Genomic DNA, 16,951 nt, shown 5'->3' on the forward strand with positions numbered 1-16,951 from the left:
TGCTGCTATTCGGCGTCGTGATCCGTTTCCAGGATCTCCACCAGGCGGGCCAGGGCCTCTTCTGCGCCGTCGCCTTCGGCGCGGAGCACCACAACGTCGCCGTGTGAGGCGCCCAGGCTCATCAGGGACAGGATGCTGGCGGCATCCATGGCCTCGTCAACCGGCTCACCCTCACGGGCGATGGTGATTTCGAGGTCGTACTCGCCTGCAGCCTCGGCGAAGATGGCGGCGGGGCGGGCGTGCAGGCCAACGCGGCTTGCAATGGTGGCGTTACGTTCGGACATTTCTGCTCCTTGTGAATCAAACGACGACGTCGGAGGTGGGCTTTTCGGAAGGGATTTCCGGGGCCAGCCTAGACAGTTACGGGAACCTGTTCCACCGTATCAACGCGGGACTTCACAGCCCAGCGTTTGAGGGCCAACACGGAGAGCGCCGTAACAACGGTGCCGATTGCGATAGCCACCGCAAACATCAGGAAGTTGTCGATGGCGAAGAAGACGAAGATGCCACCGTGGGGCGCCTTGGAACCTACGCCGGCCGCCATGGTGATGGCGCCGGTGATGGCACCGCCCAGCATGCTGGCGGGGATGACACGGAGCGGATCGGCGGCGGCGAACGGGATGGCGCCTTCGGAGATGAAGGATGCGCCCAGCAGCCAGGCTGCCTTGCCGTTTTCCTGTTCAGTGACGCTGAAGCGCTTCTTGTCGAGGGTGGTGGCAAGGGCCATGGCCAGCGGCGGAACCATGCCGGCGGCCATGACAGCTGCCATGATCTGCCACGGCGCCTGGTTGGTCAAGGTAGCGGTACCCAGGCCTGCAACGGCGAAGGAGTAGGCCACCTTGTTGACGGGACCACCCAGGTCGAAGCACATCATGAGGCCCAGGATGATTCCGAGGACCACTGCGGAGGCGCCGGTCATGCCGGAGAGCCAGCTGTTCAGGCCGGTGGTGATCGCAGCGATCGGACCGCCGAGGACCAGGAACATCAGGCCGGAAGCCACAATGGAGGCCAGCAGCGGAATGATGACCACGGGCATCAGGCCGCGGAGCCAACGGGGAACTTCCCACTGGCCGATGACGTAGGCAACGTAGCCGGCCAGGAGGCCGCCCACAATGCCGCCCAGGAAGCCTGCGCCCGTGAATCCTGCTACTGCACCAGCGACGAAGCCGGGCGCGATGCCTGGCCGGTCAGCGATGCCATACGCGATGTAACCTGCCAACGCTGGGACCAGGAAGCCCATGGACAGGGCGCCGATCTTGAACAGCACAGCGCCCAGGTAGGCACCCAGCGGGCCAACGGCGTTGTCCGGGTACTCGGTGGGAAGGTTGAAGAGGTTGTTCGTGGTCACGATCGTGTCCGCGAAGTCGGTGATGAGGTAACCGCCCAGGAGGAAGCCCAAGGCGATCAGCAGACCGCCACCTGCCACGAACGGGATCATGTAGCTGACGCCGGTGAGGAGGGCCTTCTTCAGTTTCTGGCCGATGTGCTCGCCGCCAGCCGAGGACGCTGACTCGTCGCCTGCGCCGGAGCCGGAAGCCACCACGCGGCGGGCATTCGGGTTGGCCGCAGCGGCAAGTGCCTCTTCGACCATCTTGGTGGGTTCGTCAATGCCACGCTTGACCGGGGCCGAAATAAGCGGCTTGCCGGCAAAGCGTTCTTTGCCGCGGACGTCCACATCAACGGCGAAGATCACGGCGTCAGCGGCGGCAATGACGGCGGGATCCAGCGGCTTGGCACCTGAGGAACCCTGGGTTTCCACCTGGAGATCAACGCCCATTTCCTTGGCGGCAGCGACGAGCGAATCGGCGGCCATGTAGGTGTGCGCAATGCCGGTGGGGCATGCCGTCACAGCGACGATCCGCTTGGTGGCGGCTGTGCCGGAAGTCGCGGCTGCGGGAGCGGCGGCGGAGGCTGCAGGCTTGTCGGCCAGTGCACCGTCCACCAGCTCGACGATTTCCTCACGGGACCCTGCAGCACGCAGGGCCGCAGTGAAATCCTTTTTGATGAGTGAGCGGGCCAGCTTGGAGAGGAGCTTCAGGTGGGCCTGGTCTGCGCCCTCCGGTGCTGCGATGAAGAAGATCAGGTCCGCGGGGCCGTCTTTGGCGCCGAAGTCCACTTTGGTGGACAGTCGGGCCATGGCGAGCGTGGGCTCGTTGACAGCTGCCGAGCGGCAGTGCGGAATGGCGATGCCGCCGGGGATTCCGGTGGCGGTCTTCTGTTCGCGGGCGAAGGCGTCATTGAAGAGGCCTTCAACCTCGGCAGCGCGGCCAGTAGCGGCAACTTTGCCGGCCAGGTGGCGGATCACTTCCTCGGGCGAATGGCCCAGGTTCTGGTCGAGCTCGACCAGGTCCGTGGTGATGAGCTGAGTCACTGTCAATCCTTTCGAAGGGCCGTGATGGTTACGGCATCCGGGGTTGTTTGGGAAACTGCCGGGACGGTAGATCCCGGCAGCGTAGCGGCGGCGGCCCCGTGGGCAACGGCCTGTCGGAGGCAATCGGCGGGAGCGGCGCCCCTGCCGTGGGCAAGCAGGTAGCCGGCCAGGGCGGAATCGCCTGCGCCTACCGTGCTGACTGCGGTGACCGGTGGATGCGTGGCCAGCCACGCGCCGTCGGCCGTTACCAGGACAGCTCCCTTGGATCCGAGAGTTGCCAGTACAGCTCCCACGCCAGTTCGGACGACGGCGGCGGCAGCTGCTGCGGCAGCCTCCGGGTCCGCTTCCAGTTCGTTGGCGGTGGCCGAGGCGAAGCCGGCAATGGCTGCCAGTTCCGCGAGTTCCTCGGCGTTGGGTTTGAGGAGGTCCGGTTTACCGGAGCCTGGGGTGGTGCCGTCGCCGTTGTCCGTGAGGGCGGCAGCGAGCGGGTCGCCGGAGGAGTCGACGGCGATCAAAGGGGCCGTGCCGTGGGCATCGGCGCGGAGGCGCCGGGCCACGGTGGCGTAGAAGTTTGCCGGGAATCCGGGTGGCAACGAGCCAGCCAAGACCACCCAGTTGGCGTGCTGGGCGCTCTCGAGCAGCAGCTTGATGAGGGCTTCTTGCTGATCTGCTGCCAGCAACGGCCCGGGTTCGTTGATTTTGGTGGTGGTACCGTCCGGTTCGGTGAGCGCCACATTGGTCCGCAACGGCTCGTCAATGGGCAGGGCGGCGAAGGGGACGCCACTATCGCGCAGGCCGGTGAGGACCGGATCCGCGTCGGCGCCCGGGAGCACTGCCAGGGACTCGAGCCCGGAGGCCACCAGGGCGCGGGACACGTTGACGCCCTTGCCGCCGGATTCCTGGCTGACGGAAACCGCCCGCTGGACCTCGCCGCGTTCCAGCGGGCTGGGAAGGGCCACGGTGCGGTCCAGGCTGGGGTTGGCAGTGAAGGTGATGATCATGCGATCACCACGTCTACGCCGGCTTCTTCCAATGCGGCCGCGAGTTCCGGGCCGGGTTCGCTGTCTGTAATCAAGGTGTCCAGATCTTTCAGGGAGGCGAACTGGACCAGGGTTTCCGTGTCCAGCTTGGAGGAGTCGGCCAACACCACAATGCGGCGGGCCGAACGGACGAAAGCTGCCTTCACGGCGGCTTCTTCGGGATCGGGAGTGCTCAGCCCGAAGCTTGCGGAGATTCCGTTGGTGCCTAGGAACGCGATGTCGGGGCGAAGCCGGACGGCGGCGTCTGCAGTTGCGTGGCCCACGGCCACCTGGGTGAGGCCGCGGACGCGGCCGCCCAGGACCTGCAAAGCGATGCCCGGGACGGTGGAGAGTTTTCCGGCGATGGGAACGGCGTGCGTGATGACCACCAGTTCGCGGGGTGCCTGGGCGGCGGAGGTATCTGCGGTCTCCGCCTGCGCGGCGGCTTCAGTCCCTTGGCGTTCGACGGCGGCGTGCGCGGCGGTGGCGTTGGTCACCGCGGCGCGGTGGGCGAGCAGGTCAGCCAGGACTTCGGTGGTGGTTCCGCCGTCGATCAGGACGCTGCCGTCCCAGTGGGTCGGGACCATCGCCAGCGCTGCCTCGGCGATGCGGATTTTCTGGTCGGGGTGCTGGATGGCTCGTTCGGTGACGCTGGCCTCGGTGGTGCTGGCGCGATCGGCGGGGACGGCACCGCCGTGGACCCGGCGCAGTGTGCCGGCAGATTCCAGGGCGGCGAGGTCGCGGCGAACAGTTTCGGTGGTGATGCTGAAGCGTTCGGCCAACAGGGTCACACTGACCCGGCCGTTGCCGACGACAAGTTCGGCGATTTGCTGCTGGCGCTCTTCGGCGAACACGTACCCTCCGTTGCGTAAGTTCACTGCTGGCCCCGCCCCGCGGCGTGACTCTCATCACATGATGTTGAGATAGTTGACTTTATCTTTGTTTTCTTTGGTTTGTCAACAGAAACCAACATGAAACAATATTTGCGCGTGGCGCCCCCGTCTGCCTCGCTAGGCTGATGCCATGGAAACTGTGGTGTGGTCAAAGCCGGAGGACCAGCGCGCGGGGACGCCGCTGTTGGTGATGATGCACGGTTACGGCACCGACGAATCCCGGATGGTGCGCCTTTTTGACCACCTGCCCGCGGAATTCACCTGTGCTGCGCTGCGGGCACCCATGGACATCGGCGATGCCTATGGCTGGTTCCTGCTGGACTACTTCCTTGCCAACGACTTCGCGGACGTCGTCAAGGTCACAGGATCAGTGCACCAATGGATCACCTCACTGCGCGGCGGCCATAGCAGCGTGACCTTGCTGGGCTACTCCCAGGGCATGGCCATGGCCAGCACCCTCCTGCGGCTGCACCCCAAGGACTATTCAACGGTGGTAGGCCTGTCAGGCTTCGTCCTCGACAATGACCTCTTGGCCCTCACCGACTCTTTCGATGAGAAACCTGCCTTTTTCTGGGGGCGGGACAAAGCTGACCTGGTCATCAACGAGGACGCTACCGCGCACACGGCGGAGTGGCTGGAACACCATGTTCGTCTCACGGCCAGGACCTACCCGGGCATGGGGCATGCAATGTCCAAACCCGAAATGGCAGATGTGAGCGCCTTCCTGCGCCACTACGTCCTGGGCTGAGCGTCGCGGCAAGGGTTGCCGCGGGGCGCGGGTTTGTCGCAGGGCACCGTCGCGCCGCATGATTAATGTAGAACATCGGTTCAGCCCCACCCCCGTCCCCACCTCTCGTAGGGGCTGCCTGCCGTCTGGAAGGACACGCACACTGATGACCAAATCCACTTCGCCTGCCGATGCACCCGCTTCCCCGCAGGCACCGGGAACAGGATCCGCCGACTGGACCAGCGCCCGCGCGGTGCTGTTCGACCTGGATGGTGTCCTGACCCCCACGGCCGTGGTGCACGAACAGGCCTGGCAGGAACTCTTTGACGGCTTCCTCCCCACGCGTCCCGGCGCAGCCGCCTACAGCGAAGCCGACTACTTCGACCATATCGACGGCAAACCACGGTTCGACGGCGTCCGGGACTTCCTGGCCTCCCGCGGCATCGTGCTGGCCGAGGGGCCGCTCGACGACGACGCAGCCAACGAGACCGTCCAGGGCCTGGGCAACCGCAAGAACCGGATCTTCAACGACATTGTGAGCGCCGGCGTCGAACCGTTTGCCGGCTCCGTCCGCTACCTCGAAGCCGTGCTGGCCCGCGGACTGCAGGTCGCCGTCGTCTCCTCCTCGCGGAACGCCCCAGCAGTCCTGGCGGCCGCAGGACTTGCCCACCATTTCACCGTCGTGGTGGACGGCGTGGTGGCCGCAGATGCTGGCCTGCCTGGCAAACCCAGCCCCGCCACCTACGAATACGCTGCTCAACTGCTCGAGTTGCCCAGCGAGGACTGCGTGGTGGTGGAGGACGCCGTCTCCGGTGTCCAGGCCGGCAGCGCCGGGTCTTTCCACTCCGTGATCGGCGTGGACCGGGGCGCAGGCCGCCAGACGCTCCTCGACGCCGGCGCCACCCTGGTGGTCAACGGCCTCGAAGAGCTCCTGCCCTGACCCAGCCGCCGCGGGCAGCTGCCCGCTGAGCCGCCCTGGCTGGCGCCCCCCCGCCGGCCAACTCCAGCATTACCCTGCCCTTGAATTCATCAGCATGCCCAGCCGGCCTTGCGCCCGCTGCCCAGCAAAACCCCCGAAGGATCCACACATCATGGCCCTGATCTCCGCGGACCGCGACAGGTTCCCCAATACTCCCTGGCAGCTTGTCGAAACCCGGCACGAGGCAGGCCAGGCCGGCACGCTGGAAACCCTCTTCGCGCTCGGCAACGGCCACCTCGGCATCCGCGGTGCGCACTGGGCCATGAACGACGCCGACCTGCCCGGCAGCTTCATCAACGGCCTGCACGAAATTTGGGACATCAAGCACGCAGAGAACGCGTTCGGTTTTGCCCGGACGGGTCAGCGGATCATCTACATCCCCGATGCCAACAACTTCACCGTGATGATCGACGGCGAAGCGTTGAGCCTGGCCGAGTCTGAGGTCATCGACTACCACCGGTCGGTGGACTTCAGCACCGGCATTTACGAATGCCGGATCAGCTGGCAGTGCCGTTCCGGCGCCGTGGTCAGCACCACCGAGCGCCGGGCGGTGGGGTTCGCGTCCCGGGGCAGCCTGGGTATCTCCCTTGAGGTGGCCGCCGACCGCGAGGTCTCCCTGGACGTGACCTCCACCATGAGCAACCGCCAAGACGCGCCCGTTGAAGACCACTCCGAGCACGATCCCCGCCGGGCCGGACGTCACGCCGGACGTGTCCTGCTCCCACTGCGGCTCGACGGCGGCGACGGATCCCTGCGGCTGTCCTGGGAAGCCGCAGAATCAAAGCAGCGCGTTGGCGTTGCCGTGGACCACTGGACCTCCCCATGCCACCAGCCTTTCGACACCCAGGTGGACCAAGACGAAAGCAGCGTCCGCTATGTCTTGGCGGCAAACCCGGACGAGCCGTTCCGGCTCGAAAAGAGCGTCAGCTACGCCGCCGGGCCAGCGGTGCAGGACGACGACATCGACGCCGCAGAAGTTGCCGAAACGGGCTTGCGGGCAGTCCAGGACATCTTCGATGAGAGCGTCGCGCATTACCGGGACTACTGGGCTACCTCGGACATTGTGGTGGACGGCCCGGCCGAATTGCAGCAGGCCATCCGCTGGAACCTCTTCCAGTTGGCGCAGGCAACAGCGCGCGCGGACGTGGCTGGCATCCCGGCCAAGGGTGTCACCGGCTCCGGCTATGAAGGGCACTACTTCTGGGACCAGGAGGTCTACATCCTGCCCTACCTGACGTACACCAATCCGGTGGCAGCCCGCCAGGTGCTGGAGTACCGGCACGGCATCCTGCCCGACGCGCAGATCCGCGCCAAGGAGCTCAGCGTGGACGGTGCACTTTTCCCGTGGCGGACCATCAACGGCCTGGAGGCCAGCGCCTACTACGCTGCCGGCACCGCGCAGTTCCACATCGCGGCAGCCATTGCGTTTGCCACCAACCGCTACCTTTGGGCTACCGGCGACGATTCCTTCCGTGAGGGACTCGGTGCCGACCTGCTGATCGAGACGGCCCGGATGTGGATTTCATTGGGCTTCTTCGGTAAGGACGGCCTCTTCCATATCCACGGGGTGACCGGCCCGGATGAGTACACCGCCGTGGTCAACGACAACCTGTACACAAACGTCATGGCGCGGTTCAACCTGCGGACGGCCGTGGCCCTGGAACACGCCAACATCACCCAGGAGGAACGGCAGTTGTGGGCGGCCGCGGCCAACCTGATGCACCTGCCTTTCGACGACCGGATGCAAGTCCACTCGCAGGACAACGACTTCATGACCCTGGAGCCGTGGGATTGGACCACACCCCGTTCCAAGTACCCGCTGCTGCTGCACTTCCACCCGCTGGTGATCTACCGCCACCAGGTCCTCAAGCAGGCAGACACCGTGCTGGCCATGTTCCTGCAGTGGCAGGATTTCTCCGCTGAAGAGAAGCAGCGTGCCTTCGATTTCTATGACCCCATCACCACCGGAGACTCCACCCTCTCCGCCTGCGTGCAGGGCATCATGGCCGCCGAGGTGGGCTACGGGGACGAGGCCCTGAAGCACTTCACCAACGCTGCCTTCATCGACCTGGACGACACCCATGGCAACACCATTGATGGTGTCCACATCGCGTCCACCGGCGGCGTGTGGAGCTCGCTGGTCTGCGGGTTCGCAGGCCTGCGGGACCAGGGTCCCCTGCCGCTTTTCGACCCGCGCCTGCCGGCCGACTGGAAGGGGCTCGACTTCCACTTTCGGATCAGGGGCCGCCTCCTGCACGTTCAGCTCGCTCCCGGGGCCATCACCCTGGCGGTCCAGGACGGTGCAGCCCTGGACATCGACGTACGCGGCGAGACGTACACGGTGGGCAACGATCGCGTCACCGTGGAGTTGGCACCTATTGCCGAGCCCGAGCCCACCCTTTTCCCCTCCGGACCGCCGACGGCGTCCATCCCCATGGTGCTCAGCCGGTAGTTACCCGGGGTGGCGTGTCCAGGGGATGCGCAAGTTCGTCTGCTGGCATTTTGGCGATCACCAGGGCAATGACCGCCACGATGGGGCAGACGCACCCTGCCACCAGGAAGATCAGCCAGATGGGTAGAACTTCCGCGACTGGCCCCGCCAAGGCCATGGACACCGGCATCAGTGCCAGCGAGACGAAGAAATCCAGGCTGGAGATACGGCCCAGCAGGTGCGGCGGGACGCGGCGCTGCAGCAGCGTGCCCCAGATGACCATGCCCACGCTGCCGGTGGCGCCGAAGATGAACAACGCCGCGGCGATCGCCCAGAAATTGGTGAAGACGCCCACGGCGGCCAGTGGCAGGCTGCCAGCGCCCCAGGCCACCATCATTACCGTGAGGTAGCGTCGGGGAAGCCTGAAGGAGGCCGTCAGCAACGAACCCAAGGCCGCGCCGACGCCCATGACGGCGAGCAGGAAACCGAACGTGCTCGAATCCCTGCCCATCTGATCGCGGACCACGAAGGGCAGCAGCACCTCGATGGGGCCGATCAGGAACAATACCGAGATGCAAGCCCAGAGCAGGGTCCAGAGCAGCCACGGTGTACGGACGGTGTAGCTGACGCCTTCTCGGAGGTCCTGGAAAAAGGGTGGACTGTTGGTGTTGCCCGCCGGCTTCGTTGGAGCTGCTGTCCTCGGTGCCGTTGGTACCAGCCCCGCCAGTGCTGATGCCGGACAGCGGCGCGCGGCTGAGGAAATTAAGGACCACGAATGCCACCAGATGGCAGGCAGCCACGGCCGTGACGGCATGCGAGGGCGAGAGGGCTGCCACCACCAGCCCCGCGACGGCTGGACCGGCGGCCTGCTGTAGCACTGGCCGCATGGACCCTTCCATGCCGTTGGCGGCGAGGAGGTCCTCGGGAGGCAGGATCCGCGGCAGGATGGCCGAATACGCAGGGAAGAAGAACGCTGCGCCCACGCCAAGCACGAACGCGCCAAGCGCAACATGCCAGAGTTGCAGCAGCCCGGTCATGGCAAGGCCGCTGATCGCCGCGATGACGGCAAGGTTGGCGCCTTCCACCGCGATGATGAGGGTGCGTTGCGGGAAGCGGTCCGCGGCAATGCCGCCGGCCAGGACGAACGCCACCAGCCCGACGCTGCCTGCCGCCGCTACCAGGGACAGCTCCAGCGGACCGCCGCCCAGATGAATCACCTGGTAGACCATGCCCACAGCCCACATGCCGGAGCCAAAGATGGAAATCGCCAAGGCAGCGATCAACACCCGATACTCCCGATAGGCAAAGGGACGCAGGGCATAAAGAGCGGGCATGCCCCAATTCTAGGCGCGCTCCTTATGCGGGTCCGAGGGGCCCACGGGGGAGGCCTGACGTGAAGCAGCCTTAGTATTGAAGGAGGCCGCAACCGGCGCGCCAGACCAACAGAGGTGACAATGGCCAAGCGCAGCAACCCCGCAGTACGAATCGCCCAGGAGACGGCGCACAGCGCAGTTTTTGATGCTGAGGGCAAGCCGAAACCTGGGGTGCACAATGTCCTCCTCAAAGCCGTTGAGGTTCAGCGTCCGCTGGTTCTGGCGTACCTCCGGCGGCTGCGGAAGCGGCACCCCGAGGCCACGGCAGCCCAGCTGGCCACGTTCCTGGAGCGGGACTACATCCGCGCCGTGACGGGCGGCGGAGCGCTGGTAGGAGCCACCGCCGTCGTCCCCGGGATCGGGACTATCGCCTCGCTGGGGCTTTCCGCCGCCGCCACCGTGGGCTTTCTAGAGACGACCGCGCTTTACGCAACTTCCCTCGCGGAGCTGCACGGGATTCGGATGACCAATCCAGACAAGGCGAGCACCATGGTCATGGCCATCATGCTGGGCGAGGAGGGGACCTCGCTGCTCAGTGGCCTCAGCAGCCAAGCGGCCGGTGGTGCGGGCATCAGCTCGTCGAAGTCGTTGGGAAGCATCCTGACCAAGGCAATGCCCGGATCAGGGTTCGGCGCGGTCCGGAACAAGATCCAGAAGGCCTTCCTCAAGAACCTCCTCCGGCGCCAGGGAACGGCCTTCTTTGGCAGGGCGCTCCCGTTCGGGATCGGCGCCGTGGTGGGTGGAGCCGGTAACCTCATGATGGGACGCGCAGTGGTGTCCAACGCCAAGGAAGCGTTTGGGCCACTGCCGGACACCATCCCTGGGGAACTGACGGCTACCGCTGCAGGCTCCGATCAACAGCCGCTGGAAGGCAAAACTCTTGGATCTTAACGCTGACCTCGGCGAATCATTCGGTTCATGGACCATGGGCGATGATGCGCGCATGTTCCAACTGGTCACCAGCGCCAACGTGGCGTGCGGCTTCCACGCCGGCGACCCCATCACCATGCTGGACAGCTGCCGCGCCGCGTACGAACTGGACGTCACCGTGGGCGCGCACGTGGGCTACCGGGACCTCGCCGGGTTTGGCCGCCGCGCCCTTGACCTGAGCTTTGACGAGCTGTTCGGTGACGTCCTCTATCAGCTCGGAGCGCTCGACGGCGTGGCCCACGCTGTCGGCGCATCCGTGGACTACGTGAAACCGCACGGTGCCCTGTACAACCGGCTGGTCCACGACGCCGAGCAGGCATCTGCCGTGGTGGCGGCCGTGAACGCCTACGATCCCGGCCTTCCCATCCTGGGCCTCCCGGGTTCGGAACTGTTGGAGCAAGCCAAAGCCGCCGGCCACCCGGTGTTCGTTGAGGCCTTCGTGGATCGTGCCTACCTGCCTGATGGGACGCTCGTGCCGCGCTCGCAGGATGGCGCCGTGCTGCACGACGTTGATTCGATCGTTGAGCGCGCTGTCCGGCTGGCCACCAAGGGCGAGGTCGTTGCCGTTGATGGCACGGTTGTCCAGGTCCGCCCGGACTCCCTCTGCATCCATGGCGACACCCCCGGCGCTGTGGAGATGGCTGCCGGAGTCCGTGCCGGTCTCGAAGCCGCGGGGCTCGAAATGGCTCCGTTCGCCTAAAGGTCTCTCAAAACTGGGCCATTTTGTGCTCGGAACTCAGCCGAAGATGAAGTGCGCCACCGTGAAGATCACCAGTCCGGCGAGCGAGCCCACCACTGTGCCGTTGATCCGGATGTACTGCAGGTCCTTGCCTACCTGCAGCTCGATCTTCTGCGAGGTCTCCTCGGCGTCCCACCGGGCCACCGTGTCTGTGATGACGCCGGCAATGTCTGAGCGGTAGGTCCGCACCAGGTAACCTGCGGCGTCCCCGATCCAGGTGTTGACCTTGCCTGCCAGCTCCGGGTCCTCCACCAGGCGCGACCCGAAGTCGCGGACGGCGGTCTTGAACCTGACGGACAGCTCACTGTCGGGATCTTCCACGGCAGCCAGCAGCGCGTTCTTGACGGTGCCCCAGGTCTTCGAAGCCAGTTCGCGGACCTCGGGGTCGCCCAGCACTTGGGCCTTCACGTCCTCGGCGCGGGCAATCATGGTCGGATCGTGTTGGAGGTCCTGGGCGAGGTCCCTGAGGTATTTGTCAATCGCCTGCCGCACCTGGTGGTTCTGGTCGGACTGCACCGCACGGGCAAACTTCAGCATCTCCACGTAAACCTTGTCACCCACGATGCCGTCGACAAACTGCGGTACCCAAGTGGGCGAGCGCCCCGAGACGATCCGGGAGACCACCTCATGGTTCTCATCGACCCAATCGGCGGCGCGGTCCACCAACAGGTCCACGAGCTGGTGATGGTGTCCGTCGGCGAAAACGCGTTCGGCAATCTTTCCTATCGGGGGTCCCCACGGCGGGGCCAACAGATGCTGGCGTACCAGGCCCTCGATGACGGCCTGGACGTCGTCGTCGTTCAACACAGTGAACGCGCCCCGGATGACGGCCGCGCCTTCCTTGGCCACCCGGTCGCCGCCCTTCTCGGAGGCCAGCCATTCACCGGCCCGGCGCGCCACATTGACGCTGAGTAGTTTGTCCTGGACCACCTGTTCGGACAGGAAATTTGTTTCCACGAATTCGCCCAGTGAAGCGCCAATCTGGTCCTTGCGCCGCGGAATGATGGCAGTATGCGGAATCTTCAGGCCCATGGGGTACTTGAACAAAGCCGTCACGGCGAACCAGTCCGCCAGCGCACCCACCATGCCGCCCTCCGCTGCCGCCCGCACATACTGCAGCCACGGGTACTCCTTCTGCAGGGCGAACGCGACAACGAAAATCACCGCCATCACCAGCAGGAGCGCCAACGCCAGCCCCTTCATCCGGCGCAGGGCAGCGGCTTTCTCGGCGTCACCGTTGTAAGGTCCGACGCCGGCACTCGGCACCGCGCCGGGCCGCGCCTCCGGCTCGTCGGACGCAGCGGATTCCTGGGTAATTGGCTCAGAGTTCACCTGCATGTGCCAAGCCTAGCCCCGCGGAACAGGGCCCCTCGGCTACCGTGTGAGCATGACACCCATCGAGTCAGCTCCCCAGCGGCCCTTGGTCTTCGCCCACCGAGGCGCCAGCGGAGCCTTCGCAGAACATACCCGCGCCGCCTATTTGCAGGCTTTGGCTGACGGGGCGGACGGGGTGGAATGCGACCTCCACCTCACCAGGGACCAGCACCTGGTGCTGCTGCATGATGCCACCCTGGACCGCACCTCGGATGGCACAGGCCCCGTGGCGGACAGGACGTTGAGCGAGCTGCAGGACCTGGACTTTTCCTCCTGGAAGGGCGCCCGGATCCCTGACGATTTCGGCGCCAAGTCCGAGCAGTTGCTGACCCTGCCGGACCTGTTGGATCTGCTGCGCGGTGCTGGCCGGCCCGTCGCGCTGGCCATTGAACTGAAGCACCCCAGCCCTTACCAGCTCAAGCTTGAGGACACCGTGCTTGAGGTGCTCCGCAGCGAAGGCTGGGACGCGGCCACTTCCACGGTGGACAACATTGCGGTCACTTTCATGAGCTTCGATCCGGATTCGGTTCGCTACCTCCTGCAGAGCGTCCCCGCCCAGTTCATCTGCCAGCTGGTTGATGACCTGAGCGTGCACGAGATCCGCGGTGGACTGGGCCTGGGCCCGATCGCTGGCGGGGCCGTGGCCAACGTGATGAAGGCTGCCCAGACAGAGGCCGAAGACATCCTGGACAACGGCGATGTTGGCCTGGCCGGCCCGGGGATGGACTACGTCAAGGAGTACCAGAGCACCATCCGGCACTGGGTTGAGGCAGGCAGGCGGCTCAGGGTCTGGACCGTGGACGCTGCTGAAGACGTAGTATTGTGCCAGCAACTGGGGGTCCACGAGATCACCACCAACGTCCCGGCGCAGGTCCTGGCGCAGCTGAACGAGCCGTCGGTGGAGCTGTCCCACAGAAAGTAGCGGCATGGACGGACAGGCAGAAGCTCGCAGGTGGTGGGGTGGCGCCTTGGACGTGGAAGGGTTGGCGCTGGGATCCGTCGCCGCCGTTGCCACGGCCCTCAACGACTTCACCGAGTCGCCTGGCCGTTTCGGGACTGCGCCTGCACTGACCGCGGCCGCGTTCGATTCGTTCGGTCACCTGCGGATCGATGGCCGAAAACTGCAGGGCTTCGCGCCGCTGTCCGGATTCAAGCAGACCGCTGACGGCTGGATCCGGATCCACGCCAACTATCCGCACCACGAGCGGCGGCTGCTGCAGGCCCTCAACGCCCAATCCGCTGCCGACGTGGATGCCGCGCTCCGCTCGCTGCCCGCCCTGGTTGCCGAAGAGCTGATCCAGTCCCACGGGGGAGTGGCGGCCGCGGTTCGCACCCGCGCTGCGTGGTTGGGCTCTGCCCTGGGCCAAGCTGCCGCGCGTGGTCCTTGGGTGGAATTGACGACGGCGGCGGGGGACCCGTTGCGGAACCTCGCCTCGGTGCCGCGCTGGCTGAACGATGGTGCTGTGGGCGGCGCGGCGGATGGCGGTCTAGCGGGAGGTGGCAGTCTTCTCGGGGCAGGTGCGCCTGCTTCGAACACGGTTCGTGCCCGCGAACTTCCCCTGGCTGGCATCCGAGTGCTGGACCTGACCCGGGTCATTGCCGGGCCGGTGGCCACGAGAGTGCTTGCCGCCCTGGGCGCCGATGTCCTCCGGCTGGACCCGCCGGCGCTGCCCGAGATGGTGGAGGCGTTCGCGGACACGGGCTTCGATAAGCGCAGTGCCGAGGCCGATCTGGCGGACGCAACCACCAGCGCCCGGGTTCGTGAGCTCCTAGCGAGTGCCGACGTCGTGGTGGCCGGGTACCGGGGCGGCGCGCTGGAACGGTTTGGCCTTTCGCCTGAGACACTGTTGGCGGACCGGCCCGGGCTCGCCGTGGTGACGCTCAACGGTTGGGGGCACACGGGACCCTGGCGAGAAGTGCGGGGGTTCGACAGCATCGTGCAGGCCGCGGCAGGCATCGCGGACGTGTACGGCACGGACCCAGAGTCTGACCAGGCTGGCCCGAATCCAGGGTCCACTTGGCGGCCGGGAGCGCTGCCCGTCCAGGCGCTCGACCACGCCACCGGCTATGGCTGCGCAGCCGCTGCCGTGACCTTGCTCGGGAACCGGCGGAGCACGGGTGCGGGAGGTGTTGCCCGGCTGTCGTTGGCCCGGACGGCGGAGGAATTGTGGTCCCTGCCCTCGATCGATGACGAGGTTCTCGAGGTGGCGTCGCCCCTGCGTTCGAGGTTGGACAGCAGTTTTGGTGCCCTCGAATTCGTCGAGCCGCCGCTCGTGGACTCCGGCGCCCAGGTCCGGCATCGGCACGCACCGCCACCGTACGGCAGTTCAGCTCTGGCCTGGGCGTGACACCGCCTGCTGCGTGCTTGTGATTGAGTGGACCCATGCCTTCTCTTCCAGCGGTTGTCACCGTCCAGAATGTCTCGGCTGCGGCCATGGGCGCGCTGCTGCTGACCAGCGCCGTCAACCACTTCCGCAACCCCGGGTTCTACCGCCAGGTGGTGCCCAGCTACCTCTGCCGCGAGGACACCGCCGCCCAGCGTCCCCTGGCTGTCCTCTCGCGCGAGGAGTGGATTGCGGCGAGCGGCCTGCTGGAACTGGGTGCCGCCGCGGGAATTCTGGTGCCTGCCACCCGGAAGTTCACCGCCACCGGGCTCGCCGCAATGTACACCGCATTCCTGGCGGGGCACGTTGACGCCCTGCAGCGCGCCTACGGGCCCAAAGGTACGCCTGAGCAGCGGAAGGTTCACACCATCCGGCTGCCGTTCCAATTGCCGCTCATTGCCTGGGCCTGGAGCCTGCGTAAACCGGGACGATCAGCAGCGGCATGACCCTGCTGCAGTCACCTGCGGTGCGGGTGGGCCTGTCCATCAGCATCGCAACTGGACTTTACGGTGTCTCGTTTGGCGCGTTGGCTGTGACGTCGGGACTGGATTTCTGGCAGACCATGGTGCTCAGCCTGTTGCTGTTCAGCGGCGGTTCGCAGTTTGCGTTCATCGGCGTGGTGGCAGGTGGCGGCTCGGGCCTGGCCGCCATGAGCGCCGCGACTTTGCTGGGCATGCGCAACGGAATTTACGGAATGCAGTTGAACGCCCTGCTGCGGCCCAGAGGGTGGCGGAAGTTCGTCAGCGCCCATCTGACCATCGACGAATCAACGGCCACCAGCACCGGCCAGACCGACCCCGTAGAGCAGCGCCGCGGGTTTTGGGCGGCCGGAATTGGGATCTACGTCTTGTGGAACCTGTTCACAGCTGTTGGTGCGCTGGCCGGCAGCGGCCTGGGCGATCCGAAGCAGTGGGGCCTGGATGGTGCTGCCGTGGCAGCGTTTCTCGCCCTGTTGTGGCCTCGCCTTAAGGGCCGCGAACCTGTCGCCATCGCCGCTGTCTGCGCCGTGGCCACCGTCATTGCCGTCCCGTTTGTTCCCGCGGGGGTGCCGATCCTGGTCGCGGCCGTGGTGGCCGCGGTGATCGGCTGGTTCAGCCACGGCCGCCAGGACGAGGGCCTCGAGCCAGACGTGGAACCCTACGCCGAGCACAAGCGCCATCATGGTCCCGCCGCAACTGAAGGGCCGGTGGAACCATGAACCTCTGGATCTGGCTGCTGATCGCCTGCGCGCTGTCCTACGCCTGGAAAATTTCTGGCTACCTGGTGCCCGCGAAACTCCTGGAAAACCCCAAAATGTCCAGGGTGGCCGGAACCATGACCATCGGGCTGCTGGCGTCGCTGACCATGGTGAACGCCGTGGCAACGGGGCAGTCCCTGGCCGCCGACGCCCGGCTTGGTGCGCTTGCTGCGGCGGCCATTGCCCTCGCCCTGCGCGCACCGTTCCTGGTGGTGGTCCTGGTAGGTGCCGGGGCTGCCGCCGCGCTGCGGTTCATCGGCTGGAACTAGGCGGGTTCACCCCCTCAATGCGGGCCGGGAAGAGCGGGAGTAGCATGAAAATGGTTAAGCAGATGGCCATGGGCCCATCGGACGATGGGCGTCACGCGAGCCTTGCCGGCCTTGCCGACGAGGAACTCCGCTTGTGCGCACCTGCTCATGGGTGGCAGCGGGGGAGGCCCCGCCGTCGTCGGTCGGGTTGCGTTGCAGGCCGTGGTGAACCGAAAAATCCGGCGC

The 16,951-nt window shown here is 66.1% G+C and carries 15 protein-coding genes and 1 pseudogene; 10 read left to right on the forward strand and 6 right to left on the reverse strand.

All coding sequences use genetic code 11. The features are described 5' to 3' along the window. Window positions 1-5: 5 nt before the first annotated feature. From PSET11_RS01850 to PSET11_RS01865, 4 genes are all read right to left on the reverse strand, one after another. Complete coding sequence (locus PSET11_RS01850) at window positions 6-284, reverse strand: HPr family phosphocarrier protein (protein ID WP_124090173.1); 279 nt, start codon at window positions 282-284, stop codon at window positions 6-8. Window positions 285-352: 68 nt separating this feature from the next. Next, complete coding sequence (locus PSET11_RS01855; protein ID WP_124090175.1) at window positions 353-2,371, reverse strand: PTS fructose transporter subunit IIABC; 2,019 nt, start codon at window positions 2,369-2,371, stop codon at window positions 353-355. Window positions 2,372-2,373: 2 nt separating this feature from the next. Further along, a complete protein-coding gene (locus PSET11_RS01860; RefSeq protein ID WP_124090177.1) occupies window positions 2,374-3,372 on the reverse strand; it encodes a 1-phosphofructokinase family hexose kinase in 999 nt (332 codons plus the stop codon). Beyond that, window positions 3,369-4,244: a DeoR/GlpR family DNA-binding transcription regulator gene (locus tag PSET11_RS01865; protein WP_124090179.1), complete on the reverse strand. Its 876-nt coding sequence runs from the start codon at window positions 4,242-4,244 to the stop codon at window positions 3,369-3,371. The genes PSET11_RS01860 and PSET11_RS01865 overlap by 4 nt, the downstream gene beginning before the upstream one ends. Window positions 4,245-4,413: 169 nt before the next feature. On the opposite strand from PSET11_RS01865, the gene PSET11_RS01870 reads away from it, so the two are divergent. The 3 genes from PSET11_RS01870 (at window position 4,414) to PSET11_RS01880 (ending at window position 8,441) form a co-directional block, all read left to right on the forward strand. After that, window positions 4,414-5,031, forward strand: coding sequence for an alpha/beta hydrolase (locus PSET11_RS01870; RefSeq protein ID WP_124090181.1), 618 nt, complete (start codon window positions 4,414-4,416; stop codon window positions 5,029-5,031). Between the two features lie 145 nt (window positions 5,032-5,176). Next, a complete protein-coding gene (locus PSET11_RS01875) occupies window positions 5,177-5,950 on the forward strand; it encodes an HAD family hydrolase (protein ID WP_124090183.1) in 774 nt (257 codons plus the stop codon). Between the two features lie 151 nt (window positions 5,951-6,101). Further along, a complete protein-coding gene (locus tag PSET11_RS01880; RefSeq protein WP_124090186.1) occupies window positions 6,102-8,441 on the forward strand; it encodes a glycoside hydrolase family 65 protein in 2,340 nt (779 codons plus the stop codon). Here PSET11_RS01880 and PSET11_RS17110 read toward each other — a convergent pair. Next, window positions 8,431-9,754, reverse strand: a pseudogene (locus PSET11_RS17110) (MFS transporter). The gene PSET11_RS01880 and the pseudogene PSET11_RS17110 sit on opposite strands and share 11 nt — an antisense overlap. Window positions 9,755-9,874: 120 nt before the next feature. On the opposite strand from PSET11_RS17110, the gene PSET11_RS01890 reads away from it, so the two are divergent. Together PSET11_RS01890 and PSET11_RS01895 are read left to right on the forward strand one after the other, a co-directional pair. Continuing rightward, window positions 9,875-10,684, forward strand: a complete 810-nt coding sequence (locus tag PSET11_RS01890) for a hypothetical protein (RefSeq protein ID WP_124090188.1) — start codon at window positions 9,875-9,877, stop codon at window positions 10,682-10,684. Beyond that, entirely contained in the window at window positions 10,674-11,423 is a 750-nt protein-coding gene (locus PSET11_RS01895; RefSeq protein ID WP_124090190.1) for a LamB/YcsF family protein, read from the forward strand. The genes PSET11_RS01890 and PSET11_RS01895 overlap by 11 nt, the downstream gene beginning before the upstream one ends. Window positions 11,424-11,459: 36 nt before the next feature. Here PSET11_RS01895 and PSET11_RS01900 read toward each other — a convergent pair whose 3' ends face one another. After that, entirely contained in the window at window positions 11,460-12,800 is a 1,341-nt protein-coding gene (locus tag PSET11_RS01900; protein ID WP_124090192.1) for a DUF445 domain-containing protein, read from the reverse strand. A gap of 49 nt (window positions 12,801-12,849) precedes the next feature. On the opposite strand from PSET11_RS01900, the gene PSET11_RS01905 reads away from it, so the two are divergent. From PSET11_RS01905 to PSET11_RS01925, 5 genes are read left to right on the forward strand one after another with little or no spacing between them, the layout of a single operon-like run. Continuing rightward, a complete protein-coding gene (locus tag PSET11_RS01905; RefSeq protein WP_124090194.1) occupies window positions 12,850-13,758 on the forward strand; it encodes a glycerophosphodiester phosphodiesterase in 909 nt (302 codons plus the stop codon). 4 nt (window positions 13,759-13,762) lie between these two features. After that, the gene (locus PSET11_RS01910; protein WP_124090196.1) at window positions 13,763-15,184 is read left to right on the forward strand and encodes a CoA transferase; all 1,422 of its coding nucleotides are present in this window, start codon (window positions 13,763-13,765) and stop codon (window positions 15,182-15,184) included. A gap of 35 nt (window positions 15,185-15,219) precedes the next feature. Next, window positions 15,220-15,666: a DoxX family protein gene (locus tag PSET11_RS01915; RefSeq protein ID WP_124090198.1), complete on the forward strand. Its 447-nt coding sequence runs from the start codon at window positions 15,220-15,222 to the stop codon at window positions 15,664-15,666. Next, window positions 15,663-16,418, forward strand: coding sequence for an AzlC family ABC transporter permease (locus PSET11_RS01920; RefSeq protein WP_124090200.1), 756 nt, complete (start codon window positions 15,663-15,665; stop codon window positions 16,416-16,418). The genes PSET11_RS01915 and PSET11_RS01920 overlap by 4 nt, the downstream gene beginning before the upstream one ends. Further along, entirely contained in the window at window positions 16,415-16,726 is a 312-nt protein-coding gene (locus PSET11_RS01925; RefSeq protein WP_124090203.1) for an AzlD domain-containing protein, read from the forward strand. Before PSET11_RS01920 ends, PSET11_RS01925 begins: the two co-directional genes overlap by 4 nt. The last annotated feature ends 225 nt before the right edge of the window (window positions 16,727-16,951 follow it).

It is taken from the genome of Arthrobacter ulcerisalmonis, from assembly GCF_900609065.1.
Lineage (GTDB): Bacteria > Actinomycetota > Actinomycetes > Actinomycetales > Micrococcaceae > Arthrobacter > Arthrobacter ulcerisalmonis.